The organism is Gluconobacter thailandicus F149-1 = NBRC 100600 (assembly GCF_000964465.1).
Taxonomy (GTDB): Bacteria; Pseudomonadota; Alphaproteobacteria; order Acetobacterales; family Acetobacteraceae; genus Gluconobacter; species Gluconobacter thailandicus.
Window position 1 is genome coordinate 1 of record NZ_BANH01000023.1, and the last position, 20558, is coordinate 20558.

Here is a 20558-nt window from a genome sequence, read left to right on the forward strand (position 1 = left end):
CAACTGTACCCGCCGTGAACGGCAGGCGTAGAACATCCAGAACACGCCGGTCTGCATCAAATGCAAACAGACGATCCATCAGGGATGTGGGTGCCTGTACTGACGCTCCCATGCCCTGAAGCAGACCACGGGAAATGATGTCCTCGCGAATCATCTGGATCAGACGCTTTTCGGTAATGCCGATGCGCGTCAGGCGATCATTGAGCATCGCGCGATCGAACTGGCCAGCAGCATTGTGAAAGGCCGGGATCGCAAAAATTTCTTTCCGGATCAGTTCACCAGGTACGTTCATCCCTGCCCGTTCACCTGCAAGCTGGACTTCGTTTTGAATCACAAGATTGTGAAGAACCTGCCGGGCGATCTGCTGTTTGGTTCCATCCGGAAGGTGGGACGCATCTGCCAGACCCATCTGCTGCGCTGCGGCTGGAAGCTGGGTGGATAGCGCCCGTGCCAGATCATCCGGTGTGATGCTGCGGCTTCCGACCTGCACAATCGTATTGGAGCTGCTGGTCCCCATATTGGAGTAAACATCTCCTACACCCCACCCGATAAAGGCCAGGAAGATCAGGATTGCGGCGGCGCGGCCGGCCCAGGAGTCAACGAGAAGATGGCGTAGGGTGGTAATCATAGGGTCAGGACGGATCCGGATGGCGGGATGGTGCGGGCGCGGAAGGCCCGCTAAACTTGCGGCACCATAATGTCGTGAGCCGCGCTTGACCAGTAAGCGGACGGCTCACCCTCAGGAGGAAGCATGGACGTATCGCCGAAACTCATAATCGGTAACTGGAAGATGAATGGCTTGCGGGAACAGACCGTACAGCTTGCAACTGCCGTAGCCGAAGGCGCACGCTCCCTGCCTGATGACGTGAGACTGGTTATCTGCCCGCCCTTCACTCAGCTGGAGCGCGTGTCGGATATTCTTGAAAAAATCGGTCCTGATCCGAAGCTTCAGTTAGGCGCACAGGACTGCCATACCGCATCTTCCGGCGCGCATACGGGCGAAATTTCAGCGGACATGCTGGCTGATGTCGGTGTTAAGTACGTTTTGCTGGGGCATTCCGAGCGGCGCCAGAACTGTGGTGAAACTGACACGCTCATTCGTCGCAAGGTACAGGCGGCTGAGGCGGCGGGACTGATACCGGTCGTCTGTATTGGCGAAACCATGGCCGAGCGTCAGGACGGGCGTGCGGCGACTGTTCTGGCCAGCCAGATTGACGGTTCTCTGACCGACAATTTCAATGGAGTGCTGGCTTACGAGCCCGTCTGGGCTATCGGAAGTGGTGTTACGCCGTCCCGTGATGAACTGGAGCGGACGCTGTTTCTTCTGCGGGGATTGTTGCAGTCCCGCCTCAAGATGGATGACATTCGCGTGCCAATCCTGTATGGCGGCTCCGTAACACCGGCCCAGGCGCCGACCATTCTTTCCATCGGGGTGCTGGGCGGAGTGCTGGTGGGTAGTGCGAGCCTGGAAGCGAAAAGCTTCCTGCGCATTGCTGAAGCCGCATCGCTCCGCCTGTCCTCCCAACCATTGTCCGGACCCTATCGTTCATGACCACATTCCTGCTTGTCATCAATCTGCTGGTCACACTGGCCCTGATCGGTACGATCCTGATCCAGCGCAGCGAGGGCGGCGGCCTTGGTATTGGCAGCAGTCAGGGCATGGGCTCCTTCATGACTGGCCGTGGAACGGCAACGCTTTTAACGCGTGCGACTTCCGTTCTTGCGGGCGTTTTCATGCTGCTGTGCCTTGTTCTGGCCCTTCTGAACCGTGGTGCCTCCTCTGGCGTTGGCGGTCATGACATTCTTGCTGATCCGCCGGCTCCGGCTGCTTCAACGACGGCTCCTGTTGCGCCTGCAACCCCCGCTGCTCCGGCTTCTGCCGAGACGCCTGCTCACTAACTGAGTCGGGAAGCATCTCGACGCTTCCCCTCGCCCCCACCTTCGGTGTATGAGGAGCGCCCATGACGCGCTTCGTATTCATCACCGGCGGTGTGGTATCTTCTCTCGGCAAGGGCATCGCTTCTGCGGCTCTTGCTGCTCTCCTCCAGGCACGCGGCTACAAGGTCCGCATGCGCAAGCTGGACCCCTACCTGAACGTGGATCCGGGCACGATGAGCCCGTATCAGCATGGTGAGGTGTTCATCACCGATGACGGGGCTGAAACAGACCTCGATCTCGGTCATTATGAGCGCTTTACGGGCGTCCACGCCCGCCGTGCTGACAACACCACGACAGGCCGTATCTATTCTGATGTCATCGCCCGCGAACGCCGCGGCGATTATCTGGGTGGAACCGTTCAGGTCATTCCGCATATCACGGACGCCATCAAGGACGTCGTGGTGGCTGGTACGGAAGACTATGACTTCGTTCTGGTGGAAATCGGCGGAACGGTTGGCGATATCGAGAGCCTGCCTTTCCTTGAGGCCATTCGTCAGCTTCGCAATGATCTCGGCCATAGCCAGACCATGTGCGTCCATCTGACGCTCCTGCCCTATATTCCGTCAGCGGGTGAACTGAAGACGAAACCGACGCAGCATTCCGTCAAGGAGTTGCAGAATGTTGGTATTCAGCCTCAGGTTCTGCTGTGCCGTTCGGATCGTCCGATTCCGGAAAACGAACGCCGCAAGATCGCCAATTTCTGTAACGTGCGCCCGGAAGCTGTGATTGCTGCGCTGGATGTGGACACGATCTATGCGTGCCCGATTTCCTATCATAACGAAGGCATGGACCGTGAAGTCCTGCGTTATTTCGGTCTGCCGTTTGAAGGTTCGCCGGATCTGACGCGCTGGGAAAAGATCGTCCACGCGATTCGCGAGCCTGAGGGCGAAGTGAATGTTGCTGTTGTGGGCAAGTACACGGCCCTACTGGACAGCTACAAGTCGCTGGCCGAAGCGCTTCTGCATGGCGGGATCGCGAACAATGTGCGGGTGAAGCTCGACTGGATCGAATCGGAAGAGTTTGAGAAAACGGCTGACATTGCCGAGCGCCTTAAAGACGCAGATGCCATTCTGGTGCCAGGCGGCTTCGGTGAGCGCGGCGCGGAAGGCAAGGTTCAGGCCGTTCGTTATGCCCGTGAAAACGGTATTCCGTTCCTTGGAATCTGCTTCGGCATGCAGATGGCCGTGATCGAATGCGCGCGTTCTCTCGCTGGTCTGCCAAAGGCCTCTTCAACCGAGTTTGGCCCGACGAGCGAACCACTGGTTGGACTCATGACGGAATGGGCAAACGGCAACGAACTGATGCGCCGTCGCGAAGGTGGAGACCTTGGTGGCACGATGCGTCTGGGCGCTTTCCCGGCTAAGCTTGCTCCTGGCTCCCGCGTTGCGGAAATCTACGGCAAGACGGAAGTGCGGGAACGTCATCGTCACCGTTGGGAAGTGAACCTGCATTACAAGGATCGTCTGGAAAAGACGGGCCTTCGCTTCTCGGGTATGTCTCCGGACGGCGTTCTTCCGGAAGTTGTGGAATACCCGGATCATCCATGGTTCATCGGCGTGCAATATCATCCGGAACTGCTGTCCAAGCCATTTGATCCGCACCCTCTCTTCGCAGGCTTCATCGGTGCAGCCCGCAAGCGGACGGAAAGCAAGTGAGCTTCCGGATTGGCAGCCTCGAGATTGGTCAGGATCGGCCCTTCACCCTGATTGCAGGGCCGTGTCAGATCGAATCCCGGGACCATGCCATGGAGATGGCAGATGCCCTCTCTACGCTCTGTCGGGAGCTTGGCATCGGGCTGATCTACAAGAGCAGCTACGACAAGGCGAACCGTAGCTCCGTGAATGCTGCACGTGGTGTGGGTATGGAAAAGGGGCTGGATATTCTGGCCTCTATCCGTGAGCGCTTTGATGTTCCAGTTCTGACGGACGTGCATGCTGCCGAGCAGTGCGTGATCGCTGCGGAAGCAGTGGACGTCCTGCAGATCCCTGCTTTCCTGTGTCGGCAGACCGATCTGCTACTGGCTGCGGGTCAGACGGGCCGTGCCATCAACGTCAAGAAGGGACAGTTTCTAGCTCCCTGGGACATGGCCAACGTTGCGGCGAAGCTGGCTTCGACGGGGAATGAGCGCATCATGCTTTGTGATCGTGGGACGAGCTTTGGCTACAACACGCTCGTCAGTGACATGCGTGGGCTACCGATCATGGCGCAGACGGGGTATCCAGTCGTTTTCGATGCGACCCACTCGGTCCAGCAGCCGGGTGGTTTGGGGGCATCGACAGGTGGCCAGCGAGAGTTCGTTGAACCTCTCGCCCGTGCTGCTTTGTCCATCGGTGTTGCTGCTGTCTTCATTGAAACGCATCAGGATCCTGACAACGCTCCGAGTGATGGCCCCACGATGGTTCCGCTTTCGGAAATGCGGGGCCTTCTGACGCGTCTGAAGGCGTTTGACGTGCTGGCAAAATCCTACAACGTATAATTCTGTAACGGTGCGAGGGCCGCCATAAGGAGACTTATGACGGCCCCCACTGTCAGAACGGCCCGCAAGGGCATGTAACCGGGTGGCAGCGCGCCATGCTTCCAGGCCACCCGTTCCACAGCAAATGTGGAAATGAAGCCGATGACTTCCAGTAGGTATCCGGCACGCAGACCGCCAAGCAGTCCGACACACAATGAAAGCCATGCCCAGAGCGCAGGGCAGACTCCCAGGAGGAGTCTCTGACGGTCACGGTCCGTCGTTCCCTGAACTGTGATGATGTCGGGCCGCTCCATGGCCAGCCCCCAGTGTACCGCCCCCAGAAAAGACAGGATGCACGCGCCATACGCCAGAAGAATGATGGTCAGGTGCGGCAGTGGAGAAAAGAGCCCAGCCAGGAAAATCCAGCCTCCCAGTGCCATGAACGGGATGAGTCCCGCGAGGCCAAGGATCAGGGCGAAGAAAGGAAGACGCATGTCGTCGATTGACCTTATGTTCTGATTTTGAGACGAAACGGTGATCCGTCCCGAACGGTTATGAGCCACCCCCGGTTCACGCATCTCCAGGAGAGCTTCCATTGAGCGCCATTGTTGATATCACTGCCCGCGAGATCCTGGACAGCCGTGGTAACCCGACCGTTGAGGTTGAGGTTGAGCTGTCGTCTGGTGCCCGCGGTCGCGCCGCCGTTCCCTCTGGTGCTTCTACTGGCGCCCACGAAGCTGTCGAGCTGCGTGACGGGGACAAGTCCCGCTACAACGGCAAAGGTGTTCTAAAGGCCTGTGGGTTCGTTGAGGACGAAATCCTTGAAGTGCTGCAGGGCGCCGAATCTGAAGACCAGATCGCCATCGACAATGCGATGATCGAACTGGATGGTACGCCGAACAAGTCTCGGATCGGTGCGAACGCCATCCTTGGTGTTTCCCTTGCGGTTGCCAAGGCCACAGCAGAAGAACTGGAACTGCCGCTCTACCGTTATGTCGGTGGCGTGTTCGCGCATACCCTGCCCGTTCCGATGATGAACATCGTCAATGGTGGCGAGCACGCAGACAACCCGATCGACATTCAGGAATTCATGATCCAGCCCGTTGGGGCGCCGACGATTGCTGATGCTGTCCGCATGGGCTCTGAAATCTTTACTGCGCTGAAGAAAGGTCTGTCTGCTGCTGGTCACAACACGAATGTTGGTGACGAAGGTGGTTTCGCTCCGGGTCTGAAGTCTGCTGACGAAGCCCTGAGCTTCATCACCAAGTCTGTTGAGGCTGCGGGTTACCGTCCGGGTGATGATGTCACGTTCGCGCTCGACTGTGCCGCAACAGAATTTTATGCCGATGGCCGCTACAACCTGAAGGGTGAAGGCAAGGAATTCGATTCTTCCGGCATGATTTCCTACCTGGAAGAGCTGACAAAGAAGTACCCGATCGTCTCCATTGAAGACGGTCTGGCAGAAGATGACTGGGAAGGTTGGGCAGAGCTGACCGCACGTCTGGGTGGCAAGCTTCAGTTGGTTGGTGACGATCTGTTCGTGACGAACCCTGAGCGCCTGCGTCGTGGCATCAAGGCTGGCACGGCCAACTCCCTGCTCGTGAAGGTCAACCAGATCGGCACGCTGACGGAAACGCTGGAAGCTGTCGAGACGGCTCACAAGGCTGGCTATACCTCCGTGATGAGCCATCGTTCCGGTGAAACGGAAGACGCCGTGATCGCGGATCTGGCTGTTGCTACAAACTGTGGTCAGATCAAGACGGGCTCCCTTTCCCGCTCTGACCGTACGGCCAAGTACAACCAGCTGATCCGCATCGAGCAGCAGCTCGGGAGTGCAGCACGTTATGCAGGTCGCAGCATTCTCAAAAGCGCCTGATCAGGTAGCCGGCCCTTTATTGGGCCGGCTTTTTTTGCCAAAATAATCCGGTGTCTTTTGACATGAATGATTGTTTCGCCCTGTCTCTCTGAGGTAGGCTGGTGGAACGTTTGAATGCCAAGGGAGACTGTACCCCGCGTGAGACCTCTTCGACTCATCAAGCGCGCCATCCGTACGGTTGCGCCCCCAGTCCTGTTTCTATCGCTGACCGCTTATTTCGGCTGGAACGCCCTGCATGGCGCTCATGGTATCCGCGCCTATCAGGATCAGTTGGTTCTTCAGCAGCAGGCGATCCAGTCGCAGCAGGATGCCAAGGATGAGCAGGCGGTCTGGCATCGGCGTGTACTGGCTCTCAAGGAAAAAGCGCTTGATGCTGATATTCTCGATGAACGGTCACGCGCCATGCTGAACCTGACCCGGAACGGCGACATTGTTGTGCCCTACGGCCCACATGACAAACTTTTCTGAAGCAAGTTTTTGAAAGAGCCGCTTAGTTGGCTCTTTTTTGTTGGCTTGTTGTGAGTTCTGAAAACAAAAAAGGCGACCCGAAGGTCGCCTTTTTTAAACTCGTATGATCCGCGAGATCTTACTTGATCTTGGCTTCGCGGAAGGTCACGTGCTTGCGAGCGACCGGGTCATACTTGCGGACTTCCATCTTGCCCGTAGCAGAACGTGCGTTCTTCTTCGTAACATAGAAGTAGCCGGTGTCAGCCGACGAGACGAGACGGATCTGAATAACGTTGGTTTTTGCCATGATACCCTCGGGCTTGCGCCGTCCTGATGCCGCTCGCAAGTGCCAAAGCAGCAGGTTGATCTAGTTCGGCGCACCATGCTGATTTGTCTGTCTCAGGTCAAGGCTTTCTCGTGAAAATCCGCCAATAACGTCTCTTTTTCCAAAAAAAGCATTGTTTTGGCGTGGTAAAAGCTTCGTTTTCAGGGTGTTGATCTCCTTGTCGTCGGGTAAAGGGGAACCTATAAGGAACAAAAGGGAGATACATGCTGGTCATGTGTCTGCCGGTTTTCAGGATCATGCCTCCACCGAGGCGCATGGGAGCGCCTGTATGCTGACGCGCAAGCAGCACCAGCTTTTGCTATATATTGACGAGCATCTTCGCCGGACCGGGTATTCCCCATCGTTTGACGAGATGAAGGATGCGCTCGAACTCCGCTCCAAGTCCGGAATTCACCGTCTGATTTCGGCTCTTGAAGAACGGGGTTTTCTGCGGCGGCATCATCATCGCGCAAGAGCGCTTGAAGTTTTGCGCCTGCCTCACATGGGGACGGACGCGCCGCATGCTGATGGGGTTGTTCCGCAGGGGCCGTTTGTCCCAACGGTCCTTGAGGGTGGACGGCAGGCTATGGAGGGCACTTTTTCGGAGGCGCCCCGTTCCCCTGTCGAGGATGTGAGCATTCAGATTCCTCTCTATGGCCGGATCGCGGCAGGTCTGCCGATCGAGGCCTTGCAGGATGATAGTGCTCATATTCAGGTGCCATCTTCCCTTCTCGGAACAGGGGAACATTATGCCCTGACCGTTGCAGGTGATTCCATGATCGAAGCCGGAATTCTGGACGGAGATGTGGCTATTATTCGCCGCGGAGATCTGGCGGACAATGGCCAGATCGTCGTGGCACTGATCGATGATCAGGAAGTGACGCTCAAGAAACTGCGTCGGCGTGGATCAACCATCGCGCTCGAAGCTGCCAACCGGGAATACGAAACCCGTATTCTGCCTGCATCACGCGTTCGCATACAGGGCCGCCTGGTGGCGCTGTTCCGGCAGTACTAATTCCTCTTGTCCCTGCAATCCTTTGAAGGGGGCGCAGGGACAGGAGATCCGATTATTTTTTCGGAGCGGCCGGGACGCCGTGCACAACTCGCACCGTTCCATCCGGCGCAATCAGTGTGCTCGTTCCATCCCCATTAGGAATAATAATCGTCTTGTCGGGATTTTTCGACAGGAAGCGCGATGCGTTATCCGGAACACTCGTCGGAAGCGTCGGGATGAGATTGCTGCGATCCTGAGAAACGCCGAGATGTGTATCGGAAGTTTCACCAACTGAGATGCTGTCGCCCGGTTTCATCTGATGGCCCATCGTCCCGAGAGCACCCGAGCCCGCGATTCCTCCCATGAATGTCTTATCAATTGACGCGCCCCCGAAGTAGGTCGCGGGATCTCCCAGAGCGCGGTTAAAGACGCTATCAGGATTTTCGACGTCTTTTAGTGTTGGTAGCGGCTGCGGTGAACCCGGCCACATGTTGCCACTTGCCGGAAGGATGGGCGTTGAAGCGACAGTTTCCCCCCGCGCACGGCGCAGGTTCTCGCTATCCCCCCGCGGCGCGTTGGGATTGCTCCCGGACCACAGAGACGTGTCGTTAATGAACTTGCCCATGCCCGAACAGCCACTCAGGGCGAGAGGTAATGCCAATAGAGCGGCCTTACGCATTGCGTACTCCCATAAGGTCGATCCTTGACCTTTAGCGGTCATTGCATGAAAGCGCCAGATGATGGGCTGATAACTGCAATAATAATCACGCACAGTCCAGATCAGGAGACGATCTTCGAGGACTTGCGTGGATCAGATGCCATCATTCTGGAAAGGCCGGCTGTAAGGTAGCCCCAGCCGCTAAGAACTGTCGGAATAACTGAAATCCACAGCAGAATACCACCGATCAGCGTGGCAGGCAGGAAAGTCAGGTGGAGGGCGACAGCGGCCTTGTCTCCACCAATCAGGAAGCCAATGGCGACCATCTGAATACCTGTCTTCCATTTTGCCAGACGGGTGGAAGGCAGGGTCTCACGCTGCGAAGCCATATATTCACGCAGGCCACTCACGAGAATCTCGCGCAGCATGATGATGATTGCCGCATACAGGGAAAAAACTGGCAAGACCGTCAGGCCGGCAAGAGCCAGTAACAATGCCCCCACCAGAAGCTTGTCTGCGATGGGGTCCATCATCCGCCCCAGCTCGGACAGCATTTGCCACCGGCGTGCCAGAGCGCCATCCAGATAGTCCGTGCTGCAGGCTGCCGTATAGACAACGCACGCAGCTACATTTCCGAGGGCGGAATGCAGTGCCAGCAGAGCAACCAGAACTGGAATGGCCGCTATGCGAAGCAGGGTCAGGACATTGGGCAGGTCAGTGAGCATCGAAGACAGTCTAGAACAGTTTGGCTGGTTCCGGTATGCGCCAATCTGCTCAGGATGTGTGTATTTTTTGTGCCAAAGAGAGACACTGTCCCGATCCTCACGGAATTGTCAGCTCTGTGTCCTGAGCCATTCAGGATGAAAATGTCCGTAGATTGCTCTGGCGATGCCCGAGCTGATTCCTGGAGCGGTTTCAAGCTCTTCAAGGCTCGCCTGCCGTACACTTTTGGCTGAGCCAAAATGATTGAGCAGAGCTTTCTTGCGGGCACCACCGATTCCCGCCACGTCATCCAGTTCGGACTTGCGAAGCCCTTTGGAGCGACCTGCTCTGTGTGTGGTGATGGCAAAGCGGTGAGCCTCATCACGCAGTCTCTGAAGGTAGTACAGAACGGGATCCCGTGGTGGGAGCTGAAACGGTGGCTGTGTTTCAGTGAAGAACCACTCCCTGCCCGCGTCCCGATCTGGTCCTTTGGCAATGGCTACAATGGGGATGCCAGTTACATCCAGTTCATTCAGGACGGCGCGGACCGCATTGAATTGTCCCAGACCACCATCAATCAGTAGAAGATCCGGCCAGTCTTCCGGCCTCTCGCCGTCTTCCCGGTTCTTGCCAAACCGGCGCTCCATGACTTCTCGCATCATGCCGAAGTCATCGCCTGGCGTGACTGGACCCTTGATGGCGTATTTCCGGTAGGATCTCTTCTCAAATCCTTCCGGACCGCCCACGACCATGACGCCATAAGGCGCCTGCCCCATGATGTGAGAGTTGTCATAGGTTTCGATGCGCTGGGGCGTCTCCGGGAGGTTGAAGACCTTCGCTACGCCTTCGAGCAGTTTTTTCTGGCCGGTATTTTCGGCAAGTTTCCGCTCCAGCGCTTCCCGTGCGTTCAGGGCTGCGTGATCGACAACACTCTTTTTTTCGCCACGCTGTGGGAAGGAAATTTCAACCTTCTGCTCGCGCCGGATGCCGAGGGCTTCCTCTACGAGTTTCTGTTCTGGCAGTTCGTGATTTACCAGAATGGACGGCGGCGGAGGCTTGTTGTCATAGAACTGAAGAAGGAATGCTGACAGAACATCTGCTGGTGCTTCTTCTTCGGCATGAACCGGATAAAAAGCCCGGTTTCCGTTGTTGCGGCTGCCTCGGATGAAGAAGACCTGAATGCAGGTCTGACCAGCCTCCTGCCAGATTGCCACGATATCGGCGTCATTGATCGACGCCGGATTGATGATTCCCGAGTTCTGAATGCTGGCGAAACCGCGGATACGATCACGGATGGCTGCTGCCTTCTCGTATTCCATGGCTTCGGAAGCACGCTCCATCTCGATAGCCAGTTCCTGCTGCAACTCGGTATTTTTGCCTGACAGGAACTGCTTCGCCTGAGTCACCAGTTCGGCGTAATCGGGCTTGGAGATGCGGTCCACGCAGGGAGCAGAGCAGCGCTTGATCTGGAATAGCAGGCATGGGCGCGTCCTGCTGTTGAGTACAGAGTCTGAGCAGGAACGGAGAAGAAAGGTTTTTTGCACAAGGTTAAGCGTCTGATTGACGGCCCACGCCGATGCAAACGGTCCCCAGTAGGTTGCGCCTTTGACCGGTTTTCCGCGCTGCTTGGTGATCTGCGGGAACTCATGATTTTCCGTCAGCATCAGCCAGGGATAGCTTTTGTCGTCCCGCAGCAGGATGTTGAAGCGCGGCTTCATGCGCTTGATGTAGTTTGCTTCCAGTAGAAGCGCGTCTGCTTCCGTTCTGGTAATGACGATCTCCATTGAGACCGTCATGGACACCATGCGGCGAAGACGTTCAGGAAGCTGGTTGATTCGCGTATAGGACGACACACGTTTCTTGAGGCTCAAGGCCTTGCCGACATACAGAACCTCCCCCTTCTCTCCCAGCATGCGGTACACGCCAGAGCTGTAGGGAATGGTCTTCAATGCCTCACGGATTGCGTCCACACCCTGCTTTTTAACAGTTGGAACAGGGACTTCCTCAGCCGTCATTCTTGTTTTCATCTCCCTGGGCGTGAGGTCATTCATGCCGGTTCTTCAGTCATCCACTGAACCTGTGGACAAGTCTGTGGGTTGCTCCATGACAGAATCATGAAGGCCAAGGTTTGCAAGCCCTGCCATCAGATTGCCTAATTTTTAATCATTAAACGTAACTTACTGAAAAGGCTTATAAATTCTTTCCGTTGCATGGATGGGGCAGAAAATTTCCTTAACCTTGGCTTTAGATGAACGGGACGTATTGACTCTTAAAAGCATGGTGGATGATTGCACTCTGCTTTAAGTCTCCATGGTCCCGTTCTGTTCCCGTTTGAGAGAACTTTTTTGCTGAATTAAAGACGGTTTTCAGGCTGAAATTGATGCTTGTTCTGCCTTTTCCATCAGTCGGAGCATATTACCACCCCAGATGGCAGAAAGGTCTTCCGGTCCGAAGCCTGCAGCTTCCAGAGCGCGCGTCACATTTCGCGTTTCAGTCGCATCCTCCCATCCTGGAATGCCCCCGCCACCATCGAAGTCGGACGAGACGCCCACGTGTCTCACGCCGATGCGTTCCGCAACGTAAGCGACATGGCGGACCAGATCTTCGACGGTCCCACCGCCTCCCTTTCGCAGAAATGAGCCCATGGCGGTGATCTGGATCAGGCCATCCGTCTCCTTGAGACGATCCAGCTGTTCGTCATCGAGGTTACGGGGGTGATCACAAAGACTGCGGACGCAGGAATGGCTGGCAAAGATGGGGGTCGTGGAGAGTTCGGAAGCCTGCATCATCGTGGATTTTGCAGTGTGCGAGACATCCACCAGAACGCCATGACGGTTCATCTCACGAATTGTCTCGCGGCCAAGTTCCGACAGGCCACCATGAAGCGCGGGAACATCGTTCAGGCTTTTGAGAGGAATGGCTGCATCCGCCAGCACATTATGTCCGTTATGGGTCAACGTCATGTATCGAACACCGAAATCCCGGGCCAACTGGCCGATTCGGGCGGGGACGCCGCCAAGGGCGTGGCCATTCTCGATAGCGGGTACAATGGCGAGAGCATTGTTTTCAAAGGCTGAACGAACGTCCTGAGCTGTCCGGCAGACACGAGCCGCCAGTCCGTCCTGCTTCCCCCCAAGAGAAGCAATGACCTTCAGCATGGCCTGCACGCGCTCCCAGGCTTCTTCATGGCCCGCTTCATCGCGTGGTCCCTGAGGAATATAGGCGGCAAGGCAGACTGATCGCAGCTTGCCCTGGTGGCATTTGCGGACATCTACTTTCCGGGGTGTATCCGAAGACCAGGCATCGGCCATGTCAGGCCATGGAATGTCGATATGCGTGTCAAATGTAAGAAGCGTGTCGTGAAGGTCAGTCATGATCCGTCCTAGATCGGGTGCAGGCTTTCTTGACGCAAGAGGTGCTTGTCAAAGAGGGCAATTCAGTCGATCCAGAGGTGATGCGTCTGATTACATGGAACATCAACTCCCTCCGGCTTCGATTGCCCCTTTTGAAGAAGCTGGTTGAGGAGGAAAATCCGGACATCGTCTGCCTGCAGGAGACGAAAGTTCCCGATCCGCTCTTCCCGGCTGAAGCGCTGAAGGCGCTCGGACTGCCCTATCAGCTCTATCGGGGTATGAAGGGCTATAACGGTGTGGCGATTCTTTCGCGCCTCCCCCTGACGTCCGTTGCGAATACGCCCAACTGGTGTAGCCGTGAGGATTGTCGGCACATCGCGGCCTCCATCGAAACCCCTGCTGGTCCGGTTCTGCTGCATGATTTTTACGTTCCCGCGGGTGGTGACATTCCCGATCCGGAAGAGAACGAGAAATTTGCCCACAAACTTGCGTTTGTGGAGGAAGCTGCCGCCTGGTTTTCGGAAACGCCCCCTGCCCGCAGTATTGTGGTCGGTGACCTCAACATTGCGCCTCTGGAGCATGACGTCTGGAGTCACCGTCAGCTTCTGAAAATTGTCAGCCACACTCCGCCCGAGACAGAACGGCTGAATGCCTGGATGGCAGCGGGTTTTCAGGATGCCATGCGGCGCATCACGCCCGAGCCGACCAAGCTCTATACCTGGTGGTCTTATCGGAACAAGGACTGGAAAAAATCTGATCGTGGGCGTCGTCTCGATCACGTCTGGATGACGCCTGACCTGATGCCGGGCCTACGGGATATTCGTATTCGTCGGGATGTCCGGGATTGGGAAAGCCCGTCAGATCATGTGCCGGTCGTGCTGGACTTCGATCCAGCCTGACCGGCTTGCTCCCGGCCTCAGGCCGGGAGGGATTCCGCTGTAGCGACTGTCTTGCCTTCCGGATCAAGACGATAACCGCCTCCTTCCGTGATGAGCAGAGAGGTCTTGGTCGGATCCGGTTCGATCTTCTGACGCAGACGGTAGATATGCGTCTCAAGCGTATGCGTAGTGACCGCGGCGTTATAGCCCCAGACCTCGTTGAGAAGAACCTGACGTGCCACGGGACGATGTCCTGCACGGTAAAGATACTTCAGAATCGCGGCTTCCTTCTCCGTCAGGCGGATCCGGCGGTTACGCGCTGTCTCGATCAGAAGCTTGGCAGAAGGACGAAACGCATAGGGGCCGATCTCAAAAACGGCATCTTCGCTGTTTTCGAAAATCCGGAGTTGTGCGCGAAGGCGGGCCAGAAGCTCACCAATCCGGAAAGGTTTTGCCACGTAATCGTTGGCACCCGCATCCAGGCCGCGAACAATATCGCTTTCATCGTCTGAACCTGTCAGGATGATGATTGGCATGCGAACACCTTCGCGGCGCAGCTCAGCACAGAAATCACGGCCGTCTCCATCCGGGAGGGTGATGTCCAGCAGCATGGCATCGTAGCGCGCACCAGGCTTCTTCAGCAGTTCTCTGGCCGAAGCAACGGATGTCGCCTCGATCGTCTCAAGTTCGCCACCGTGCTGGAGCTGTTCCGCCAGCAAGTGTCGCAGCGTATCGTCATCATCAACTACGAGGATGGGGCGGGGACCTGCCATATTACCTGTCTCGTTTTATCTGGGCGGAAAACGCACATCCGCGTGTGTTCGCGTTAATAAGCCACGCATCCAATTCTTCCCCTCCCATTGCTGAAAGCGGAAGCACACTTGCAACACGAAATATGACAAATACAAATTGAAAAGGGAACAGCAAGATGACTAAAGCTAATTTGAGAATCGCTGAAAACCAGGCTTTTCTCCACTTCCGAAACGAAATCATTCCGGCTTTGATTGGATCTGGCGGCATACGCCTTGACAAATGCGAAGGCGATCACGCGACCCCTGTTGGAGAACTGCCTCTACGGCGCATTCTCTACCGTGCTGACCGTACAGAAAGGCCGGTTTCTGGTGCCGGTTTGCCAGTAGAGCCAATTGCCCCCACCGATGGCTGGTGTGACGACCCGGCCTCTTCTGATTACAACCGCCCGGTTACTCTTCCCCACCCTGCTTCATGTGAAAAAATGTGGAGGGATGACTATGCCTATGATCTCTGTATTGTGATGGGGTGGAATGACATAACACCCGAGTCGGGGCGTGGATCAGCAATCTTTCTGCATCTGCCGACTGTGACGGGGTTCACGGAGGGCTGTATCGCGCTTCAGGAACGCGATCTCCGACGGGTGCTCGCACAGGGTCTGACGTCAATTGTGGTAGAAGCGCCTTAAGGCGCTTCTCGTTCCGTTCCGGTCTGATCGGTAGGTGGAACCATGGAGATCATCAGATCTCCGGGCATGGGGACAACTGTTGTAGAGTCTTCCGCAGACCGAATGAGAAGAGCTGTCCGTCGACTGACCAGAATATCGAGTCTGTTATCATCCGTGCCGAAGCTATGTGCGTTTGCTTCCGTTGCAACGCGGGACGTAAAGCGCCACCCCTGCTCGAACAGCGTATCAAACAGCGTGTAGTTCCAGGCAGGTTCCCCGAGGACCTTGCCGCGCGAATCACGTGAAAGACCGTGATAAAAATCCAGTCTCGCCACGCCCGGACTGATCTGAAAGACGCGCTCGCGTCCCATGGCCGGGGCCAGATGGCCGCAGATCATCCCGTTATAGATACCATCACCCGTCGTTGCGATCAGGTAATCTGCAGGGCGTTCCTCAAGGGCTTCCTGCCCGTGTTGAGACAGAAGTTCAGTGCGCAGAACCGGAATATCCATCTGTGCTGCTGGCATCAGGGCACTCGACCTGTTGTCCACGAGAAGGACTGGAATGCCTTCCCGGTGCAGGCAGGCTGCAAGATCAACGGACCACCCGCTGGCACCAAGAATGGCAATCGCCGGATCGTTCGAAAGGGTCAGCTTCAGCGCTCTTGCAATGGGGCGGAGCGAGAAGCCATGCAGGATCATCGTCACGGCAATGACTGCAAACACAGCCGGCATGATCAGATCGGCAGACTGGTATCCTGTTTCCTTCAGGCGAATACCGGCGGCGCCAGCGACGGCGGCGGCGACGATACCGCGGGGTGCAATCCATCCAACGAAAAGCCGCTCTTTCCACGGCATGCTTGTTCCCAGCGTGGAAAAGAAAATTCCCACGGGCCTGACAACAAACAGCACGACCAGCGTCAGCATCAGAATCGGGATGGAGAGATGCTTGAGTACTTCACGATGCAGGTCGGCCGTCAGCAGGATAAACAGGACCGACACGACAAGAACCACCATGGATTCCTTGATGCGGCGCAGTTCTGCAACGCCTGGAATATGAAGATTGGTCAGAGCCATGCCGAAGATGGTCACGGCGACCAGTCCTGCTCCTTCCATTTCCAGATTGCAGGCCGTGAAGATCACCAGCGCCATGGAAATGAGAACCGGCGTCTTGAGAATCTCCGGCATCATGTCGCGCGTGAAAAGATAGCGGATCAGATAGGCCGGAAGGATGCCTGCCGAGATGGATTCTGTTGCGGCTGCCAGAAGGTCTGGCAATGTGTGGGTGAAGAAAACGCCGGTATGCAGATCCACATGCAGGAGCATGAGCTGTAGAACGACTGCGGCAAGAATTGCTCCCAGCGGGTCATTGACGATGGCTTCCCACCTCAGGAACGCGGCTACTCTAGGCTGTAGCTTTGCGCTGCGTAAAAGCGGAAGAACTACCGTCGGCCCTGTCACGACGATGATAGCTCCGAACAGCATGGCCGTTCCCCACTCAAGATGGGCAACGTAATGAGCTGCAAGCGATCCCAGAACCCAGTTGATGGGCAGGGCAAGCATTGTCAGGCGCGCGACGCCTTCTCCGGCTTCCCGAAGCTGGCGAATGTCCAGCGCCATTCCTCCTTCGAACACCACGATGGCCACAAGGAGCGATACCAGCGGACGGAAGACCCATCCCATCGTTTCTGACGGGTGGAGAATACCGAGGCCGGGGCCGAACAGCAGTCCCATGGTAAACAGAAGGACGATCGCGGGAAGGCGAAACCGCCAGGCGACCCACTGGGCCAGCATTCCGGCCCCGAATGTCAGAGCTATGCCGAGGAAGATATCATACTGCATGTGTAAGAGCGCGTCTGTCCCGTACTGACTTGGAAACCGGCATCATAACCCGGATCATGGTCCGGGCCTAACCGTCTCATTTTGCAGGGAGTATCTGCGTGTCAGAATCGAAGCTCATTATCCGTCCTGCGCAGTCGCTGGATCGGGAGGGTATCTGGCGTGTGATTGCGCCTGTTCTCAAGACTGGCGAAACATATGCCCTACCAAGAACATGGGGGCGCCGACAGGCCCTCGGGTACTGGATGGCTGTCGAGCATCGGGTGTACGTGGCAGAAAGCCCTGAAGGTGAAATCGTCGGAACTTTTTATCTTCAGGACAATCAGTTGGGCGGCGGCCAACACGTCGGGAATGCGGGTTTTGTTGCGTGTTCCGGATACGGTGCAGGTCGCCAGATGGGCGAGTTCGCCCTGAAAGAAGCGCAGACCCTCGGTTACAGGGCCATGCAGTTCAATTTTGTCGTAAGCACCAATGACCGTGCAGTCGCGCTTTGGAAGCGGCTTGGCTTCCGGGTGGTTGGAACACTTCCTGGTGCATTCAACCACCCCCAGCGCGGCTATGTGGATGCGTTTGTTATGTGGAAGGAGCTTCTTCGGTCTGAGTGACAGGCTCAAGCCGCTGCATGACGCAGGCAAAGAAACCGTCTGTTCCGTCACGGAGCGGCGTAAGCGAGAACTGGGCTTTCTCACGCAGCTCAGTAGGCAGAAGCTCCGGCAGGTCTTCCGTTGGAACCCGAACGAAATCCGTCCGGCGCTTCAGGAACGCGTCAATCTGTTGTCCATTTTCAGCGGCCAGAAGAGAGCACGTCGCATAGATCATCTGGCCGCCGGGTTTGACCAAAGATGCTGCACGATCAAGGATTTCGGACTGTTTGATAACAAGTTCCTGAATGTCCTCCGGCGTCAGGCGTAGGCGTGCGTCCGGGTTGCGGCGCCACGTGCCTGTCCCTGAACACGGTGCGTCCACCAGAACACGGTCAAAACTCCCCGCACGTCGCTTGGCCCATTTGTCGCCTGTCACCAGCAGGTGGCGTTCGACATTGTGGACCCCTGCCCGACGCAGACGCTTCACGGCGCCTTCGAGGCGTTTTTCGTGAACATCGCACGCCACGATATGACCCTTGTTTTCCATGGTCATGGCAAGGGCGAGCGTCTTGCCGCCAGCCCCGGCACAGTAATCCAGAACGCGGTTGTCTGGCCGTGCATCAGCGGCAGCGACGACCAGTTGCGATCCTTCATCCTGAATCTCGACCAGGCCATCCTTGAACGCCTGTGCTGCCGTGACGGGCTGGCGTCCATCAAGGCGCAGACCCCATGGGGAAAGCTTGGTCGGAACCGCATTCAGCCCTTCCCGCTTCAGCGCGCGCAGAGCATCTTCCCGTGTGCCTTTCAGAAGGTTCACGCGCAGATCCAGCGTGGGCGCGCCCAGCATGGCTTCCATCTCATCAGCCATGCGGGAGCCGAAAGTCTCGCGGAGTGCGGGCTCGATCCAGTCCGGATATTCCAGACGTATGGCGATCGGCTGCTTCTGGCTGGAAAGTTCTTTTCCTTCCAGATGCTTGAGGTTGATATCCTCACGTGGGGTCAAAGGGTTCTGGGCGTAGCGCTCACCGCTGAACAGCATCCGCACCTGATCCATCGTCGTGCCAGACAGCAGCATGGAGGCCGCGCAGAGCAGACGTGGAGAAATCTCGCCCTGACTGCCTTCCAGGTGCCAGTGCAGCCGTCTCCAGCCACGGAGCACATCCCAGGCTAGTGTGGAAATGGCGCGTCGGTCTCCGCCACCGATATAACGGCGTTCACGGAAGAAAGCGTTGGCAGTAGCGTCTGCGGGACGGCGGGGCGCATTCTGGATCGCACAAAGCAGATCAATGGCGCCGGAAAGGCGAGCTGCGGGGGTCATATCGCCCCCGTAGCCGGTTTGGCCTCTCAAAGCGAGAGGCCAATGCGTATGAAATGTCAGTCCCGACGGTAGTTCGGGGCTTCGCGCGTGATTGTCACGTCATGAACATGGCTTTCACGCAAGCCAGCGTTCGTGATGCGACGGAACATGGTGCGGACCTGAAGATCAGCAACTGTGGCAGATCCCGTGTAGCCCATGCCAGCCTTCAGACCGCCAACGAGCTGATGCACGACGGGAGCCATGCCGCCCTTATAAGGAACCTGTCCTTCAATCCCTTCCGGCACGAGCTTCAGCGTGTCGCGAACTTCCGCCTGGAAGTAACGATCCGCAGAGCCGCGGGCCATGGCACCAAGAGAACCCATGCCACGATAAGACTTGTAAGCGCGGCCCTGATACAGGAACGTCTCGCCTGGGCTCTCATCCGTGCCAGCCAGCAGCGAGCCAACCATCACGACGTCCGCGCCAGCGCCAATGGCCTTCACAATGTCACCGGATGTCCGGATGCCACCATCCGCGATTGCCGGGACGTCAAGTTCATGACAGGCGGCAGCAGTTTCCATGACGGCCGAGAACTGAGGAACGCCGACACCGGCAACAACGCGCGTCGTGCAGATGGACCCCGGACCGATACCGACCTTGATGCAGTCGGCTCCAGCTTCAATAAGAGCGCGAGCCGCCTGAGGCGTAGCAACGTTGCCAGCAATGACCTGCAGGCCAGGATGACGCTCTTTCAGTGTCCGAACCGTGTTCAGAACGCCGTGTGAGTGGCCGTGAGCCGTATCAACAACGATGACGTCCACGCCTGCTTCCACAAGAGCCGCAGCGCGGTTCAGGCCATCTTCACCAACGCCGACAGCGGCAGCGCAACGCAGGCGGCCCTGACTGTCCTTGATGGCCAGCGGATGAGTGGTGGCCTTGTCCATGTCCTTGACGGTGATCAGGCCGATGCAGCGACCGCCCTCATCAACGACCAGCAGCTTTTCGATGCGGTGGCGGTGCAGGAGTGCGCGGGCTTCTTCCGGTGCGGCGCCGTTCAGAACCGTGACAAGGTTCTCTTTCGTCATCAGGTCGCGAACGCGGGTATTCAGATCTGTCGTGAAGCGGACGTCACGGTTGGTCAGGATGCCGACGAGGATGCCCGTCCCATCTTCAACGACCGGTAGGCCCGAGACGCCATGGCGAGCCATAATGGCATTGACGTCTGCCAGTGTCTGGTCCGGGCCAACGGTGACGGGGTTCACCACCATGCCGGATTCAAAGCGCTTGACGCGGCGAACCTGCTCCGCCTGCTCTTCAATGGACAGGTTCTTGTGAATGACGCCCATTCCGCCCTGTTGAGCCATGGCGATCGCCATGCCGTTTTCCGTCACCGTGTCCATGGCGGAGGACATCAGGGGAATGTTCAGCTCGATGGTACGTGTGAGGCGTGTGCGCGTCGATGTCTGGGCCGGAAGCACGGACGATTCAGCTGGCTCGACGAGAACATCGTCAAATGCCAGTGCCTCGCGAATGCGTGCGCTTAGATCAGTTGTGCAGGAAGAAGATGTCATGCCCGCTGGCCCCCGTTGGTCATGCGTCGTAAGACGCTGAAATCAGAACCGGGAGCCAAAAGGCCCGACCGGCCGTTGGCGGGTCCTCATAGACTAATTTCCCCCTGGAGGGGAAGTCTCTTTTTGCGGTAGATTTTAAGGAATTTGTTGGCTGGGAGACCTGGATTCGAACCAGGGCTGACCGGGTCAGAGCCGGTAGTTCTACCGCTAAACTATCTCCCAAGC

Annotated in this window: 21 protein-coding genes and 1 tRNA gene; 10 read left to right on the forward strand and 12 right to left on the reverse strand. The window is 57.1% G+C overall.

Annotated features, from left to right (window positions below):
• On the reverse strand, positions 1-628 hold a 628-nt coding region (locus B7444_RS07450; RefSeq protein WP_048855146.1), incomplete at its 3' end, for a SurA N-terminal domain-containing protein.
• 123 nt (positions 629-751) lie between these two features.
• On the opposite strand from B7444_RS07450, the gene tpiA reads away from it, so the two are divergent.
• The 4 genes from tpiA to kdsA all read left to right on the forward strand — a co-directional run bounded on the left by tpiA (position 752) and on the right by kdsA (position 4414).
• Complete coding sequence (gene tpiA, locus B7444_RS07455) at positions 752-1552, forward strand: triose-phosphate isomerase (RefSeq protein WP_035730425.1); 801 nt, start codon at positions 752-754, stop codon at positions 1550-1552.
• Entirely contained in the window at positions 1549-1899 is a 351-nt protein-coding gene (gene secG / locus B7444_RS07460; RefSeq protein ID WP_007281894.1) for a preprotein translocase subunit SecG, read from the forward strand. Before tpiA ends, secG begins: the two co-directional genes overlap by 4 nt.
• A 62-nt stretch (positions 1900-1961) precedes the next feature.
• Positions 1962-3593: a CTP synthase gene (locus B7444_RS07465; RefSeq protein ID WP_007281893.1), complete on the forward strand. Its 1632-nt coding sequence runs from the start codon at positions 1962-1964 to the stop codon at positions 3591-3593.
• On the forward strand, positions 3590-4414 hold the full coding sequence (gene kdsA / locus B7444_RS07470; RefSeq protein WP_007281892.1) for a 3-deoxy-8-phosphooctulonate synthase: 825 nt from the start codon (positions 3590-3592) through the stop codon (positions 4412-4414). Before B7444_RS07465 ends, kdsA begins: the two co-directional genes overlap by 4 nt.
• On the opposite strand, the gene B7444_RS07475 is transcribed toward kdsA, so the two are convergent.
• The gene (locus tag B7444_RS07475; RefSeq protein ID WP_007281891.1) at positions 4402-4887 is read right to left on the reverse strand and encodes a DUF3429 domain-containing protein; all 486 of its coding nucleotides are present in this window, start codon (positions 4885-4887) and stop codon (positions 4402-4404) included. The genes kdsA and B7444_RS07475 overlap by 13 nt on opposite strands.
• A gap of 101 nt (positions 4888-4988) precedes the next feature.
• Here B7444_RS07475 and eno point away from each other — a divergent pair, with 101 nt between their 5' ends.
• Positions 4989-6269 (forward strand): phosphopyruvate hydratase, encoded by a 1281-nt coding sequence (gene eno, locus B7444_RS07480; RefSeq protein WP_007281890.1) that lies wholly within the window; start codon positions 4989-4991, stop codon positions 6267-6269.
• Positions 6270-6407: 138 nt separating this feature from the next.
• The gene (locus B7444_RS07485) at positions 6408-6737 is read left to right on the forward strand and encodes an FtsB family cell division protein (RefSeq protein ID WP_007281889.1); all 330 of its coding nucleotides are present in this window, start codon (positions 6408-6410) and stop codon (positions 6735-6737) included.
• A 118-nt stretch (positions 6738-6855) separates the two neighbouring features.
• On the opposite strand, the gene rpmG is transcribed toward B7444_RS07485, so the two are convergent.
• The gene (gene rpmG / locus B7444_RS07490; RefSeq protein WP_007281888.1) at positions 6856-7023 is read right to left on the reverse strand and encodes a 50S ribosomal protein L33; all 168 of its coding nucleotides are present in this window, start codon (positions 7021-7023) and stop codon (positions 6856-6858) included.
• 307 nt (positions 7024-7330) lie between these two features.
• Between rpmG and lexA the strand changes: the two genes are divergently transcribed.
• Positions 7331-8056, forward strand: a complete 726-nt coding sequence (gene lexA, locus B7444_RS07495) for a transcriptional repressor LexA (RefSeq protein WP_029495768.1) — start codon at positions 7331-7333, stop codon at positions 8054-8056.
• Between the two features lie 52 nt (positions 8057-8108).
• On the opposite strand, the gene B7444_RS07500 is transcribed toward lexA, so the two are convergent.
• The 4 genes from B7444_RS07500 to B7444_RS07515 all read right to left on the reverse strand — a co-directional run bounded on the left by B7444_RS07500 (position 8109) and on the right by B7444_RS07515 (position 12769).
• Positions 8109-8714 carry a hypothetical protein gene (locus B7444_RS07500; protein WP_007281885.1) on the reverse strand — a complete coding sequence of 202 codons (606 nt, stop codon included), beginning with the start codon at positions 8712-8714 and terminating at the stop codon, positions 8109-8111.
• Between the two features lie 101 nt (positions 8715-8815).
• Positions 8816-9418 (reverse strand): CDP-diacylglycerol--glycerol-3-phosphate 3-phosphatidyltransferase, encoded by a 603-nt coding sequence (pgsA, locus tag B7444_RS07505; protein ID WP_035730418.1) that lies wholly within the window; start codon positions 9416-9418, stop codon positions 8816-8818.
• A gap of 108 nt (positions 9419-9526) precedes the next feature.
• Positions 9527-11410, reverse strand: coding sequence for an excinuclease ABC subunit UvrC (gene uvrC, locus B7444_RS07510; RefSeq protein WP_007281883.1), 1884 nt, complete (start codon positions 11408-11410; stop codon positions 9527-9529).
• A gap of 351 nt (positions 11411-11761) precedes the next feature.
• Entirely contained in the window at positions 11762-12769 is a 1008-nt protein-coding gene (locus B7444_RS07515; RefSeq protein WP_007281882.1) for a dipeptidase, read from the reverse strand.
• Between the two features lie 80 nt (positions 12770-12849).
• Here B7444_RS07515 and B7444_RS07520 point away from each other — a divergent pair, with 80 nt between their 5' ends.
• Entirely contained in the window at positions 12850-13647 is a 798-nt protein-coding gene (locus B7444_RS07520; RefSeq protein WP_048855148.1) for an exodeoxyribonuclease III, read from the forward strand.
• 17 nt (positions 13648-13664) lie between these two features.
• Here B7444_RS07520 and B7444_RS07525 read toward each other — a convergent pair whose 3' ends face one another.
• Positions 13665-14399 (reverse strand): response regulator transcription factor, encoded by a 735-nt coding sequence (locus B7444_RS07525; protein ID WP_007281880.1) that lies wholly within the window; start codon positions 14397-14399, stop codon positions 13665-13667.
• Between the two features lie 155 nt (positions 14400-14554).
• Here B7444_RS07525 and B7444_RS07530 point away from each other — a divergent pair, with 155 nt between their 5' ends.
• A complete protein-coding gene (locus B7444_RS07530; protein ID WP_035730412.1) occupies positions 14555-15064 on the forward strand; it encodes a L,D-transpeptidase family protein in 510 nt (169 codons plus the stop codon).
• Here B7444_RS07530 and B7444_RS07535 read toward each other — a convergent pair.
• On the reverse strand, positions 15061-16884 hold the full coding sequence (locus B7444_RS07535; RefSeq protein WP_007281878.1) for a cation:proton antiporter: 1824 nt from the start codon (positions 16882-16884) through the stop codon (positions 15061-15063). The two genes, B7444_RS07530 and B7444_RS07535, sit on opposite strands and share 4 nt — an antisense overlap.
• Before the next feature lie 98 nt (positions 16885-16982).
• Between B7444_RS07535 and B7444_RS07540 the strand changes: the two genes are divergently transcribed.
• Entirely contained in the window at positions 16983-17486 is a 504-nt protein-coding gene (locus B7444_RS07540; RefSeq protein WP_007281877.1) for a GNAT family N-acetyltransferase, read from the forward strand.
• Here B7444_RS07540 and B7444_RS07545 read toward each other — a convergent pair.
• The 3 genes from B7444_RS07545 to B7444_RS07555 all read right to left on the reverse strand — a co-directional run bounded on the left by B7444_RS07545 (position 17455) and on the right by B7444_RS07555 (position 20555).
• Positions 17455-18783, reverse strand: a complete 1329-nt coding sequence (locus B7444_RS07545) for an RsmB/NOP family class I SAM-dependent RNA methyltransferase (RefSeq protein ID WP_007281876.1) — start codon at positions 18781-18783, stop codon at positions 17455-17457. The two genes, B7444_RS07540 and B7444_RS07545, sit on opposite strands and share 32 nt — an antisense overlap.
• 56 nt (positions 18784-18839) lie before the next feature.
• Entirely contained in the window at positions 18840-20333 is a 1494-nt protein-coding gene (gene guaB, locus B7444_RS07550) for an IMP dehydrogenase (RefSeq protein ID WP_007281875.1), read from the reverse strand.
• 148 nt (positions 20334-20481) lie between these two features.
• A tRNA-Gln gene (locus B7444_RS07555) sits at positions 20482-20555 on the reverse strand.
• Positions 20556-20558: the final 3 nt, after the last annotated feature.

Excerpts from the sequence above, each read along its gene's own strand:
- B7444_RS07500 (WP_007281885.1), bottom strand. The coding sequence starts at position 8,714 with ATGCGTAAGGCCGCTCTATTGGCATTACCTCTCGCCCTGAGTGGCTGT.
- secG (WP_007281894.1), top strand. The coding sequence starts at position 1,549 with ATGACCACATTCCTGCTTGTCATCAATCTGCTGGTCACACTGGCCCTG.
- guaB (WP_007281875.1), bottom strand. The coding sequence starts at position 20,333 with ATGACATCTTCTTCCTGCACAACTGATCTAAGCGCACGCATTCGCGAG.
- tpiA (WP_035730425.1), top strand. The coding sequence starts at position 752 with ATGGACGTATCGCCGAAACTCATAATCGGTAACTGGAAGATGAATGGC.
- B7444_RS07530 (WP_035730412.1), top strand. The coding sequence starts at position 14,555 with ATGACTAAAGCTAATTTGAGAATCGCTGAAAACCAGGCTTTTCTCCAC.
- B7444_RS07525 (WP_007281880.1), bottom strand. The coding sequence starts at position 14,399 with ATGGCAGGTCCCCGCCCCATCCTCGTAGTTGATGATGACGATACGCTG.
- rpmG (WP_007281888.1), bottom strand. The coding sequence starts at position 7,023 with ATGGCAAAAACCAACGTTATTCAGATCCGTCTCGTCTCGTCGGCTGAC.
- B7444_RS07515 (WP_007281882.1), bottom strand. The coding sequence starts at position 12,769 with ATGACTGACCTTCACGACACGCTTCTTACATTTGACACGCATATCGAC.
- B7444_RS07520 (WP_048855148.1), top strand. The coding sequence starts at position 12,850 with ATGCGTCTGATTACATGGAACATCAACTCCCTCCGGCTTCGATTGCCC.
- pgsA (WP_035730418.1), bottom strand. The coding sequence starts at position 9,418 with ATGCTCACTGACCTGCCCAATGTCCTGACCCTGCTTCGCATAGCGGCC.
- uvrC (WP_007281883.1), bottom strand. The coding sequence starts at position 11,410 with ATGACGGCTGAGGAAGTCCCTGTTCCAACTGTTAAAAAGCAGGGTGTG.
- B7444_RS07535 (WP_007281878.1), bottom strand. The coding sequence starts at position 16,884 with ATGCAGTATGATATCTTCCTCGGCATAGCTCTGACATTCGGGGCCGGA.
- B7444_RS07475 (WP_007281891.1), bottom strand. The coding sequence starts at position 4,887 with ATGCGTCTTCCTTTCTTCGCCCTGATCCTTGGCCTCGCGGGACTCATC.
- B7444_RS07545 (WP_007281876.1), bottom strand. The coding sequence starts at position 18,783 with ATGACCCCCGCAGCTCGCCTTTCCGGCGCCATTGATCTGCTTTGTGCG.
- B7444_RS07465 (WP_007281893.1), top strand. The coding sequence starts at position 1,962 with ATGACGCGCTTCGTATTCATCACCGGCGGTGTGGTATCTTCTCTCGGC.
- lexA (WP_029495768.1), top strand. The coding sequence starts at position 7,331 with ATGCTGACGCGCAAGCAGCACCAGCTTTTGCTATATATTGACGAGCAT.